This is a genomic window from Arthrobacter globiformis, assembly GCF_030818015.1.
GTDB classification, from domain to species: Bacteria; Actinomycetota; Actinomycetes; order Actinomycetales; family Micrococcaceae; genus Arthrobacter; species Arthrobacter globiformis_C.
This window is the reverse complement of sequence record NZ_JAUSZX010000001.1, coordinates 2,736,114-2,748,600: the sequence shown is the minus strand read 5'-3', so window position 1 is coordinate 2,748,600 and position 12,487 is coordinate 2,736,114. Positions and strand designations below refer to the sequence as shown.

General features: G+C 69.4%; 7 protein-coding genes. 4 read left to right on the top strand and 3 right to left on the bottom strand.

Annotation, left to right across the window (positions count from 1 at the left end):
- Positions 1–1,023 (bottom strand): non-homologous end-joining DNA ligase, encoded by a 1,023-nt coding sequence (gene ligD / locus QFZ23_RS12855; protein ID WP_306923438.1) that lies wholly within the window; start codon positions 1,021–1,023, stop codon positions 1–3.
- Positions 1,024–1,236: 213 nt separating this feature from the next.
- Between ligD and QFZ23_RS12850 the strand changes: the two genes are divergently transcribed.
- Both QFZ23_RS12850 and QFZ23_RS12845 read left to right on the top strand, forming a co-directional pair.
- Positions 1,237–3,210 (top strand): alpha-amylase family protein, encoded by a 1,974-nt coding sequence (locus QFZ23_RS12850; protein ID WP_306923436.1) that lies wholly within the window; start codon positions 1,237–1,239, stop codon positions 3,208–3,210.
- A 39-nt stretch (positions 3,211–3,249) separates the two neighbouring features.
- Positions 3,250–3,942 (top strand): alpha/beta hydrolase family protein, encoded by a 693-nt coding sequence (locus QFZ23_RS12845; RefSeq protein WP_306923435.1) that lies wholly within the window; start codon positions 3,250–3,252, stop codon positions 3,940–3,942.
- 5 nt (positions 3,943–3,947) lie between these two features.
- On the opposite strand, the gene QFZ23_RS12840 is transcribed toward QFZ23_RS12845, so the two are convergent.
- Entirely contained in the window at positions 3,948–6,128 is a 2,181-nt protein-coding gene (locus QFZ23_RS12840; RefSeq protein WP_306923433.1) for an elongation factor G-like protein EF-G2, read from the bottom strand.
- Positions 6,129–6,379: 251 nt separating this feature from the next.
- Between QFZ23_RS12840 and QFZ23_RS12835 the strand changes: the two genes are divergently transcribed.
- A complete protein-coding gene (locus QFZ23_RS12835; protein ID WP_306923431.1) occupies positions 6,380–8,509 on the top strand; it encodes an amylo-alpha-1,6-glucosidase in 2,130 nt (709 codons plus the stop codon).
- Positions 8,510–8,594: 85 nt separating this feature from the next.
- Entirely contained in the window at positions 8,595–9,626 is a 1,032-nt protein-coding gene (locus tag QFZ23_RS12830) for a glycosyltransferase family 4 protein (protein WP_306923429.1), read from the top strand.
- 17 nt (positions 9,627–9,643) lie between these two features.
- Here the strand turns inward: QFZ23_RS12830 and hrpB are convergent, their stop codons facing one another.
- Positions 9,644–12,358, bottom strand: a complete 2,715-nt coding sequence (gene hrpB, locus QFZ23_RS12825) for an ATP-dependent helicase HrpB (protein WP_306926829.1) — start codon at positions 12,356–12,358, stop codon at positions 9,644–9,646.
- Positions 12,359–12,487 lie beyond the last annotated feature (129 nt).

Here is a 12,487-nt window from a genome sequence, read left to right as displayed (position 1 = left end):
CTAGTCCGGCTTCTTCGCCCTGCTGGCCTGCACCCGGGGCGGTTCGCCCGGCATCTTGGGGTAGTCCGGCGGGAACGGCAGTTCACCCAGTCCGTTCGCGACGTCGCGCTCCCACCATTCCAGCAGCGTGTCGATGGTTCCCGGCTTCGCGTGCATGTCCGCCCACGGGTCCCCCACCGTTTTCAGCCTGTCCGGGACGGTGAGGATGGTGAAGTCCTTGGGCCTGACGTCCGCCAGCTCGTCCCAGGTGATGGGGCAGGACACGGAAGCATGCGGGAGGGCCCGCGGGCTGTATGCGCCGGCGATGGTGCGGTCCCGGTTGGCCTGGTTGAAGTCGACAAAGATGCGCTCGCCGCGTTCCTCCTTCCACCAGTTGGTGGTGACCTTCTCCGGCATGCGCCGCTCGAGCTCCCTGGCGGCAGCGATCACCGCGTGGCGGACATCCAGGAACTCGCGGGTCGGCTCAACGGGGGCGTAGACGTGCAGGCCGCGGTTGCCAGAGGTTTTCAGGAAGGCGTCCAGCCCTGCGTCGGCGAGCACCTTCCGAAGTTCGAGCGCGGCGGGGATGGCGTCGTCATAGTCAGTGCCCGGCTGGGGGTCCAGGTCGATTCGCAGTTGGTCGGGATTGTCCGAATTGTCCGCATGGGACGGCCAAGGGTGAAAAACCACCGTGTTCATCTGCGCCGCCCAGACCGCCGCCGCGGGCTCGTCAAGGACCAGCATGGGATGCGAGCGCGCGCTCGGAAAGGTGACCTTCACCGTGCGGATGAAGTCCGGCGTCCCCTTCGGCGGATTCTTGGAGAAGAACTGCTCTCCGTCCACGGTGCCTGAAAACCGCTGCAGCGCCACCGGCCGGCCTCCGTTGGCCCGGATGAAGGCCTCCCCCACATCCACGAAGTAGCGCGCCAGGTCCAGCTTGGTCAGCCCCAGTTCGGGCCACAACACCCGGCTTGGACTGGAGACGCGCATTTCCCGGGGGCCGTCGGGCCCGTCGACACTGATGGTGGTCTGTTCACTGGCCATGGGGACAACCTACCCCCGCGCGGCCCGCGGCGTCAGCAGTACGCCCGCCGCGATTCTCACGATGATCTATGGTGCGCGGATCCCTCGGGCGAGTCCCGCCGTCGGGCACTGAGAAACATCTGCCCGCTCTCTGGGCAGCGGCGGGGCCATCTGTAAGGATGAAACACACCGGGCGCCGCCAGGCGCAGAGCATCCTCGAAGGAGACCCGTTCCATGGTTGAATCCCCGAGTCTGGACGCTACCCAGGGACCATCCGCCGCCCAGGAATCCGGTTCACCGCAGCCGTCCGGGGCATCCCAGGCAGGCAACCGCCAGCTGTTCAGCACGGTGGCCGGGAAGGCCGGCCTGGAAGCGGGCAGTGGGGACCGGGACGCACTGGAGCGGCGGTTCGACCACCACTTCCCCGACCTGTCCAGGCTGTTCCGTTCACTGTACGGATCACGGCCGGACATCGAGGAACAGCTGGCGGCCCTCGCGCTGGAGATCGCCCGCTCCTGGAAGGAGCGGCCGGCAGACCTGAAAGAGCTGGACGCCGGCCGCGAGGGAAATACCGAATGGTTCCAGTCCAACCGCATGCTTGGCGGCGTCTGCTACGTGGACCGGTATGCGGCAGACCTCGAGGGGGTCCGCGCCCGCATCCCCTATTTCAAGGAACTCGGCCTCACCTACCTGCACCTGATGCCGCTGTTCCTGGCCCCGGAGCCGCTGTCGGACGGCGGCTATGCCGTGTCCAGCTACCGTGAGGTCAACCCGAAGCTCGGCACCGTGGACCAGCTGCGGGCGCTCGCCGCCGAGTTGCGCGCCAACGGCATCAGCCTGGTGGTGGACTTCATCTTCAACCACACCTCGAACGAGCACGAGTGGGCGCAGCGGGCCGCCGCGGGCGATCCGCACTACAGCGACTACTACTGGATCTTCCCGGACCGCGCCATGCCTGACGCGTTCGAACAGACCGTGCGGGAAATCTTCCCGGAAGACCATCCCGGTTCCTTCGTGCAATTGCCGGACGGCCGGTGGGTCTGGGCCACCTTCCACACGTTCCAGTGGGACCTGAACTACTCCAACCCCGAGGTGTTCCGCGCCATGGCGGGAGAAATGCTGTTCCTGGCCAACCTGGGAGTGGACATCCTGCGGATGGACGCGGTGGCCTTCATCTGGAAGCAGCTGGGGACACCGTGCGAAAGCCTGCCCGAGGCACACACCCTGCTGCAGGCCTTCAACGCGGTCTGCCGGCTGGCGGCGCCATCGCTGCTGTTCAAGTCCGAAGCAATCGTGCACCCGGACGAGGTGGCCCTGTACATCGATCCGGCCGAGTGCCAGCTCTCCTACAACCCGCTGCAGATGGCACTGACCTGGGAAGCCCTGGCCACGCGGAACGTGTCGCTGCTCGCCCAGGCGCTTGAACGGAGGCACAACATTGCGCCGGGAACGTCCTGGGTGAACTATGTGCGGAGCCACGACGACATCGGCTGGACGTTCGCGGATGAGGACGCTGCCGAGTTCGGCATCAACGGGTTCGACCACCGCCGGTTCCTGAACTCCTTCTACGTTAACCGTTTCCCCGGCAGCTTCGCCCGTGGCGTGCCGTTCCAGGACAACCCGCGGACCGGCGACTGCCGCATCTCCGGCACCATGGCGTCGCTGTGCGGCCTGGAGGACGGTTCGGCCGAGGCCATCCGCCGCATTCTGCTCACCCACTCGGTGGCCTTCAGCACCGGCGGCATCCCGCTGCTCTACCTCGGCGATGAGGTGGGGCAGCTCAATGACTACGACTACACGCTGGAGGACGGCCACGAGACCGACAGCCGGTGGGTGCACCGGCCCCAGTTCCCGGCCGAAAAGTACGCAAAGCGCCTGGACCCGGCCACGCCCGAGGGCGCTGTGTTCGCAGGGCTCAGGCGGCTGGCGGAGGTCCGTGCGGCAACCCCGGAGTTGGCCGGCACCCGCCTGGTCCCGTTCACCACGAACAATCCCGCCGTGCTGGGGTACCAGCGGCCCGGCGAGGGAACGGTGGTCCTGGCCCTCGCCAACTTCGGTGACGGCCCGCAGGTGGTGTCTGCGGACACGCTGTCCGGGTTCGCGGCCGAAGCTTTGGACCTGTTTTCCGACGAGCCGGTCCGGATCGACGAGGGGCTCGTGCTGCGGCCGTTAGATTACGCCTGGCTCAGGGTGGTGCCCGCTTCCTGAGAAATCTCGCCACCACTCCGGATCGGGCATGATGGAGTCATGCCCACCGCTGACTCGCCCATCACCATCACCATCGCCGTCGGCGACGGCCACGTCTCCGGCGCCTACGCGAGGCCGGCCAGTCCGTTCGCAACGCTCGTGCTGGCCCACGGCGCCGGCGCGGGCATGGAGCATCCGTTCATGCGCGGGTTCACGGGCGCATTGAACGACGACGGCGTCGCCACCTTGCGCTTCAACTTCCCCTACCGTGAGGCGGGTCGGAAGTTCCCCGACCGGCCGCCGGCAGCGATTGCCGCCTGGCGGGCGGCGATGGCCGAAGCGGCGGCCCGGGCGGAATCCGCAGGGGAAGCCGAGCCGGTGTGGGCGGCCGGGAAGTCGTTCGGCGGCCGGATGGCCTCCATGGCGGTGGCAGAAGGAATGCCGGCCGCCGGCCTGATCTATCTCGGCTACCCGCTGCACCCGCCGGGCAAGCCGGAGAAGCTCCGCGACGAGCACCTCTACGGGCTGGAAACCCCGATGCTTTTCCTGCAGGGAACGCGCGACACCTTCGCCACCCGGGAGCTGCTGGAAGGCGTGGTGTCCCGCATCGGACCCACCGCCGCACTCCAGTGGTGCGAGGGCGGCGACCACTCATTTGCGGTCGCCGGAAACAAGCGCAGGGCCGAAGACATTGGCGCCTCCCTGGCGGCGCCAGTCGCAGCGTTCTTGCGTGCCAACATCCCCGCTGGCTAAGGACGTCAGGCGTTCGCAGCCGCCGGCGCCACGTTGCCCGGGACGGGTTCGTGCCGCAGGTAACTGCGGCGGAACCGGCCGGTGCCGGCGGTCAGCGCCCGCAATTGGACCGCATACCGGAGGAGCTCCCCGTCCGGGACCTCGGCGGTGACCTCCGTGGCATCCCCGCCGGACGACGTCGTGCCAGTGAGCCGGCCACGGCGTGAGGAGAGGTCGCTCATGACAGCCCCGACGTACTCGTCCGGGATGCTGATGGTGACGGCGGAGACGGGCTCCAGCAGCTGGATGCGGCCGGCGGCTGCGGCCTCGCGCAGCGCCAGCGCGCCGGCGGACTGGAACGCGGCGTCCGAGGAGTCAACGCTGTGGGCCTTGCCGCCCACCAGGGTCACCCGGATGTCCACCACCGGGAAACCGGCCGAGACGCCCTTCTGCATCTGCGCCCGCACGCCCTTCTCCACCGAGCCAATGAACTGGTTCGGCACCACCCCGCCCACGGTCTTGTCCACGAACTCGAAACCCGCGCCGCGCTCAAGCGCCTCCACCTCGATGTCGCAGATGGCGTACTGGCCGTGTCCGCCGGACTGCTTCACGTAGCGTCCATGCCCGGCGGCGGGGGCGGCGAAGGTCTCGCGCAGCGGCGTCACCACGGGCACGGTCTGCAGCTTCACGCCCTGGTCCCGCAGCCGGTCAAGGACCACCTCGCCGTGCGCCTCGCCCATGCACCACAGGATCAGCTGGTGGGTTTCTGCGTTGCGTTCCACCCGAAGGGTTGGGTCCCCGGCGGCCACTTTGCCCAGGCTCTTGGCGAGGGCGTCCTCGTCGCTACGGGTGGCGGCCTCGACGGCGACCGGCATGAGCGGTTCGGGCATGTCCCAGGCGGTGATCAGCAACGGGGCATCCTTCGCTGACACGGTATCGCCCGTCTCGGCGCTGCCCAGCTTCGTGATCGCGCAGATGTCGCCTGCCACGGAGTACGGGACGGGACGCAGGCTTGCCCCCAGCGGCGAATACAGGTGGGTGAGACGCTCATCGCTGTCGTGGTCCTCATGGCCGCGTTCGGCCAGGCCGCGGCCGCTGACGTGCACGGCCGAATCCTCGCGCAGCGTGCCGGAAAAGACGCGCACCAGGCAGACCCGCCCCAGGAACGGATCCATGGTGGTTCGCACCACCTCACCGGCCAGCGGTCCGTCGGGATCGCAGGAGAGCGGCCCGGCCGGTTCGCCGGCAAGGTCAGTCACGTCCGGTAAGGCACGCTCAACGGGTGTCGGAAACGCCCGGGTCAGCATGTCCAGCAGCTCCGTGATCCCCAGTCCCGTTTCAGCCGATGTCGCCAGGACAGGAAAGAACGATCCGCGCGCCACAGCCGTTTCGAGGTCGCCCACCAGGACGTCGGCGTCGATGTCCTCGCCTCCAAGGTAGCGGTCCATCAGCGACTCGTCTTCGCTCTCGGAGATGATCCCCTCGATCAGCGTGCCACGCTCGGACTCCGCGGCGGCGAGCTCCTCGGCACTCGCGTCCCGGACCGCGGGCTCCGGGGATTCGCCGTCGTATTCCGAGACCTGCCCGGACAGCAGCCCCAGCAGCGCCGTGGCGCTGCCGTTCCCGCGGAGCGGCAGGTAGGCGGGCACCACCGACTGGCCAAAGGCGCGCTGGCAGGCAGCCAGGGCGGCATCAAAATTCGCCCGCGGATGATCAAGCCGGCTGATCACCACGGCCCGCGGTGTATCCAGCTGGGCGCACTCCGCCCACAGCGCGGTGGTGGCGGCATCGACGCCGTCCACGGCCGACACCACGAACAGTGCCGCGTCCGCAGCGCGCAACCCGGCACGCAGCTCGCCCGTGAAGTCCCCGTAGCCCGGTGTGTCCAGCAGGTTTACCTTGACGCCGTCGTAAATCAGCGGCGCTACGGAAAGGACCACAGAGCGCTGCTGGTGGATCTCGGACGGTTCGGCATCACTGACCGTGTTGCCGTCAACGATGGAACCCATCCGCGGGATGGTCCCGGTGGCGGCGAGCAGGGCCTCGAGCAGCATGGTTTTGCCGGCCCCGGAGTGTCCTACCAGCGCGACGTTGCGGATGCCCTCCGGCTTGTCCACCGGCGCCCCTGCCGAGGCGTCCGCCCGCCGGAGATCGGAACTGCCGCGGCCCGTGCCCTTGCCCCGGCCATTAGTGCCCTTTACCGACATGACCATCTCCCGGCGTGCTAGTCGTGAGCCGCCAAGCGGCCTTAGTAAGAAGATTCGACACCCAAAGCTGCTGTTCAGCAAGGGGTCCAGCCGCTCAACGCCAGTCCGACGGCGGCGGGGCGCGGCTCTTCCGGAGCCGTCACCGCCGGTAGGCAATAACCCGTTGCGGCGTCATCCCGGTAGGGGGACGATGGATAACGTGGCCGCACGGGCCGGCCCATGCCATCCGACTAGTCGCCAGGGAGCGGTCGATGAGTGCGTGGAATGAAAATATCGGTGCAGGATCATCCGGCCTGACAGCGGTGACCGTGGTGGAGGGCTCCTCCTTCTGCATCTCTGCCGAGAGCGGGGACGTGTTTCCCGGCCAGCCGCAGGGAGCCTTCTACCAGGACACCAGGATTCTGTCCCGCTGGCAGCTGACGGTCGACGGCGCTTCTCTGGAACCGCTGTCCGGCCAGACCCGGGAACCCTACCGGGCGGTGTTCGTCGGCAGGCCCCGGGGGGTCAACGGTGCGGTGGAGAGCCCGCTGGTAGTGGAGCACAGCCGGCAGGTCGGGCCCGGCCTGCGTGACGACCTCAAGGTCCACAACTATTCGGAACAGCCGCGGACCTGCCGGATCCAGATCAGGGTGGACGCGGACCTGAGCGACCTGTTCGACGTCAAAGGCGGAAAGGTTGTGCCGTCCACCGAGCACAGCCGACAGGTCAGAGCAGATGCACTGCAGATTGACGCCATGCGCAACGGCATCCACCGCGGCGTGGTCATCAGCGCCTCCGGAGCCACGGTCACCGAGGACGCCCTGACATTCGACGCCGAACTGGCCCCCCGCGGCTTGTGGACGGCCACCGTGCTCACCACGCCCCTGGTTGACGGCGCGGGACCGGAGCAGCCGTTCACGCATGAGTCGGCCCCGCACGTGGGGGCGCAGCGCTACGCCGCCTGGGAAGAACATGTTCCCCGGCTGACAGTGACGGACAAAAACGTGGAGAAGGTCCTGACCCGCAGCCAAGAGGACCTGGGCGCTCTCCGGATCTTCGACCCCGACCACCCCGAGCGGGCCGCCGTAGCCGCCGGCGCCCCGTGGTTCATGGCCCTGTTCGGCAGGGACTCCATCCTTTCTTCCTACATGGCGCTGCCGGTGGATCCGAAGCTGGCGGCGGGGACCCTCCAGACCCTGGCCTCGCTGCAGGGCCAGAAGGTTGACCCGGACACCGAGGAGGAACCTGGCAGGATCCTGCACGAAGTGCGGCTGGGGGTCACCGCGGGACTGGCCCTCGGCGGCAGTCAGGCGTACTACGGCACCGCGGACGCAACGCCCCTGTTCGTGGCGCTGCTGGCCGAACTGGGGCGCTGGGGGCTGGCGGGCGAGCTGCTGGAATCGCTCCTGCCGCACGCAGACCGGGCCCTGGAATGGGTGGAGCACTACGGCGACCGCGACGGCGACGGCTTCGTGGAGTACCAGCGCGCCAACGAGCACGGACTGCTGAACCAGGGCTGGAAGGACTCCTGGGACGGGATCAACTTCGCCGACGGCCGGATGGCGGAGGCCCCCATTGCGCTGTGTGAGGTGCAGGGCTACGTCTACAGCGCCTACCTGGGGCGAGCGCTGCTCGCCCAGCAGCTCGGCGACGAGGAAACCACCGCCAAGTGGAACCGCCGAGCCGCAGACATCAAGGCCGAGTTCAATGAGAAGTTCTGGCTTCCTGAGCAGGGATACTTCGCCGTGGCCCTGGACAAGGACAAGCGCCCCGTTGATGCCTGCACGTCCAACATGGGCCATTGCCTCTGGGTGGGCATCGTCGACGCCGAAAAGGCGCCGCTGGTGGCCAAGCGGCTCATGTCGCCGGAGATGTTCACAGGATGGGGCATCCGGACGCTCGCCTCGGACATGGGCGCCTACAACCCGGTCAGCTACCACAACGGTTCGGTGTGGCCGCACGACACAGCACTGGTGGCCGCCGGACTGATGCGGTACGGCTTCGTCGACGAGGCCACGCGCATTGCCACCGGCCTGTTCGACGCCGCCGAACAGTTCGACGGGCGGCTGCCGGAACTCTTCTGCGGATTCTCCCGGGACGATTTCCCGGACCCCGTCCCCTTCCCCACGTCCTGCTCGCCGCAGGCCTGGGCTTCGGCCGCGCCGGTGCAACTGATGCGGACCCTCCTGCGCTTTGATCCGCTGCTTTCGCGCCAGGAGGTCTGCCTGGCCCCCGTGCTGCCGGCTGTGTTCGGCAGCTTCCGCGCGGACAAGGTGCAGATGGACTCTTCCCGGATCACCCTGAGCGCCAACGGCAGCGAAGGGTCCATTGACGGCCTGCCGTCGGGCGTGACCCTGCTCAACAAGCCCCGGCCGCCGCTGGAGCGGCTGATGGCGCCTTAACGACCGGCGCCTGGTTCCACCCACAACTGAATGGTCTCAGGAGTTAAGGCGGTCTCAGTACATCCGGACGACAAGGGAGCTGCGGATGCGTATCGGTTTAATTGCGGGGCCTTGGTATCCGATTCCCCCGGCCGGTTACGGAGGCATCGAACTGGTAGTCGATGCGCTCGCCAGGGGCTTCGTCAGGGCGGGCCATGAGGTGCTGCTCGCCGCCGCAGCGGAAAGCACCTGCCCGGTGCCACAGCTCCCCGGGATGCGCATCTCCGAACCCGACCTCGTTGGCAACACGTCCTCTGAGCTGAGCCACATCATCGACGCCTACGCCGGCATGGCGGGCATGGTGGACCTGGTGCACGACCATACCATCGCCGGGCCGCTCTACCGGGGCCGTCCCGAGGGGCTGCCGGTGGTAACCACGATGCACAGCGACCTGAGTCCGGAATTCGCCGCCGTCTATGGCGCGGCGGCCCGGGACACGACCCTGATCGCCATCTCCAAAAGCCAGGTCAGCAGCGCGCTGGCAGACCGGGTCGCGGCCATCATCCCCCACGGCATGGAGGTGGCCGCTGTTTCGGTGGGGCACGGGCAGGGCGGCTATGCGTGTTTCCTTGGCCGGATGTGCCCCGACAAAGGCGTGGTCGAGGCCATCAGGGTGGCCCAGCTGGCCGGGGTTCCGCTCCGGATCGCCGCCAAGATGCGGGAACCGGCTGAAATGCAGTACTACCGCGATGTTGTGAAGCCGCTGCAGGGTCCGGACGTGGAGTTCCTGGGCGAGGTGGGCGGCGCGGAGAAGTACGAACTGCTCGGCGAGGCCATCGCCCTGCTGAATCCCATCCAGTGGATGGAGCCGTTCGGGCTGGTGATGATCGAGGCGATGGCCACCGGCACACCCGTCGTGGCCACGCCCATGGGGTCAGCGCCGGAGATTGTTGACGACGGCGTCAGCGGCTACCTGGCCTCGTCGCTGGAGGACCTGGCCGGGCTCCTGCTGCGCGCTGGGAACCTGGACCGCAGGACAGTACGGGCCCAGGCAGAAGACCGGTTCAGCACCGAGCGGATGGTCGGTGCCCATCTGGCCCTCTACTCACGCCTGACCGGTGTGGCTTCCGCGCGGTAGTGGCTTCTGCGTGCTAGTCACTTCCGTGTATTGGTCCGTGCGGTCGCCGTCGCGGCCCAGGGGTCCTCGGGCCAGGGGTGCTTGGGATAGCGGCCCCGCATCTCGGCGCGGACCTGCGCGTAGGGGCCGGACCAGAAGGAGGCGAGGTCGTCGGTGACGGCCAGCGGCCGCCGGGCCGGCGACAGCAGGTGGAACTGCACCGCCACCCGTCCGCCGGCGAGCAGCGGCGTCCGGTCCCAGCCAAAGCATTCCTGGAGCTTGACGGCGACCACCGGCCTGCCGCCGTCGTCCCCGGCCGCGGGATAGTCAATCCGGATGCGGGAACCGCTGGGCACCTCCAGGAACTCCGGGGCGAGCTCGCCCAGCCGGGCGGCATCGGGCCATGGCAGCAGTCGCCGCAGCGGGTCCGTCAGGTCAATGCCGGAGGTCGCGGCCCCGCCGGCCAGCGCCTCCAGCTCCGGACCAAGCCAGTCGTCGAGCCGGGACAGCAAAGCATGCTCGGACATGTCCGGCCAGGGATCGCCCAGTTCCCGGTGCAGCAGCGCCAGACGGCGGCGCAACGCATCTGCTGCCGTCGACCATCCGATGGCTCCCAGCCCCTGCTCCGCCAAAGCGCGGGCGACGGCGGCTCGGCCGTCACCTGCCGACGCCCGCACCGGCGTGGAGGAGAGGGATATGGCGCCAAGGCGCCGCTCCCTGCGGGCCGTCACACGGCCCTGGCTGAATGTTGCCTCCACCGAGTCGAGCAGCAGGTGCGCCGCGGCGGCCTCGGCCGTGTCCGCCGTCAGCGGCGCGGCAGAGCGGATCACCGCGCCGGTCCCGGCGGCGTCCCGCCCGTCCGCCCGCGCAACCTCGGCCACGGCCAGCCACTCGTATCCGGCAAGCGGGCTGCCGGCGGGAAGGCCGGCCCGCGTCCCGGAGGTCAGCAGGTAACGCTCCGGCCCGTCTCCAGGGACGCGGCGGGCCACCCGGTCCGGGAACGCCAGGGCGACGACCAGGCCAATCTGCTCGGCGGTTCCCGCCGGCACAGTGACGGAGGGAAGCCCGACGCCGGACCCCGCCTGGCGTGCCAAAGTGTCCAGCCGCCGTGCCTCATCGGCCCACCGCCTGGATGCGGGATCCTTGCCGGAGCGGAGGGCGGTCACCAGCCGGGGCAGATCGGCTCCCGTGGCGCGCTGGTCCCCGGCGACGGCAGCAACCACCTCCGCCGCCAGCCCTTTACCTGCAGTCCCGGAACCAGTAGTCCCGGAACCAGTACCGCCGGCATACCCTCCGCCCAGCAGCGCCGACCCCACCAGGAGGGCGCGTCCCAGGCGGGGGTCGGCGGGGATGCGCGCAAGTGCTTTGCCCAGCGCCGTTGCGAGGCCGTCCTCCCCTACCGCGCCAAGCTCTCCCAGCACCTCGACGGCGTCACCCATCGCCGACTGCGGCGGGGCGTCAGGAAGCCCAAGCCCGCGGCCGCCGGGTGAGCCCCAGCACGCGAGGATCAGGGCTGCGCCCGTCAGGTCGGACACGGCAATCTCGGGCGTTTGGTGCGCAGGCGCTGCGCCGAGGGTCTTCTGGTCGTAGCAGCGGACCACCTTCCCTGGCCCTTGCCGCGCCGCACGTCCGGCGCGCTGTTCCGCGGAGGCCCGGGAGCAGGAGACGGTGACCAGGCCGGTCATGCCGCGGCCGGCGTCGCGGCGCGGTTCGCGGGAGAGCCCGGCGTCGACCACCAGCCGGACACCGGGCACAGTCAGCGATGACTCGGCGAGCCCTGTGGACACGATGATCCGGGCGGGATCCCCGGGCTTGCGGCCGGACACGGCGCGGTCCTGGGCCGCGGGGCTCACCTGGCCGTGCAGCTCCAGGATTTCGACGCCGGGACCCACCCGAGTGCGCAGCCGGCCGGCCACGTGGGACACCTCCCGCGCGCCCGGCAGGAACACCAGGGCGTCGGTGCCGGGGTCGGCGGCAAGGGCTTGCGCATATGACGCCGCGGCGGTTTCCGCGACATGATCGAGGAAGGGGCGCGTCACGCCGCGCCCGTCCAGCCGCGCCACCGGCGCGGGCGCCCAGGCCGTCTCCAACGGGTGAAGAGCGGAAGGACAGTCGACGACGGGAGCAGGCCCGCCGCCGTCGGCCTCCTTGGCTTGTTCCCGGCCGGAGTCCGCGCCGAGCAGCGCCGCGAACCGCGGCGCGTCCAGGGTGGCGGACATGGCAACGAGCATGAGGTCGCCGCGCAGCTGGCGTACCTCGGCGAGCAGGCCCAGCAGCAGATCGGTTTCCAGGCCGCGTTCGTGCACCTCATCGAGGATGACGGCGGCGGTGCCCTCCAGGCCGGGATCGGCCAGCAGGCGGCGAAGCAGGATGCCCGGCGTCACAAACTCGATGAGAGTGGCCGGACCGGCCTGCCGTTCGCCGCGGACGGCGTAGCCCACTCTGTCCCCCAGCTCCGTCCCGTCCAGGGAAGCGAGGCGCTTTGCAGCCGACCGGGCGGCCACCCGGCGTGGCTGGGTCACCACGATGCGCGGCCGCTCATCGCCGGTGGCAGCCTGTGCCAGGTTGGCAACCAGGGGAGGCACCAAGGTGGTTTTGCCGGTGCCGGGCGGGGCCTGGACCACCGCAGCTCCGCCGTCGCCCTGCCTTCCCAAGACGTCGGCCAGCTCTCCCAGCGACTCCGCAAAGACCAGCCCGGAGCCGATGGCCTGCAGGTTGAACGGGACGGAACGGCCAGGGGCGTCCTTTGGGATGCCTTGAAGCGCGGCGGGCGGGAGGGGTGCAGAAGTCACCACTCCATTGTGCCCGCCCGGTGCGTTCTGCTCGGTGCCGGGGCCCGTTCCGCGCTGTCCGGCAGAAGGACTTCCCGCTCAGGGCCCTCC

Coding starts and splice junctions, on each gene's coding strand:
- QFZ23_RS12845 (WP_306923435.1), top strand. CDS start 3,250: ATGCCCACCGCTGACTCGCCCATCACCATCACCATCGCCGTCGGCGAC.
- QFZ23_RS12835 (WP_306923431.1), top strand. CDS start 6,380: ATGAGTGCGTGGAATGAAAATATCGGTGCAGGATCATCCGGCCTGACA.
- ligD (WP_306923438.1), bottom strand. CDS start 1,023: ATGGCCAGTGAACAGACCACCATCAGTGTCGACGGGCCCGACGGCCCC.
- QFZ23_RS12830 (WP_306923429.1), top strand. CDS start 8,595: ATGCGTATCGGTTTAATTGCGGGGCCTTGGTATCCGATTCCCCCGGCC.
- QFZ23_RS12840 (WP_306923433.1), bottom strand. CDS start 6,128: ATGTCGGTAAAGGGCACTAATGGCCGGGGCAAGGGCACGGGCCGCGGC.
- QFZ23_RS12850 (WP_306923436.1), top strand. CDS start 1,237: ATGGTTGAATCCCCGAGTCTGGACGCTACCCAGGGACCATCCGCCGCC.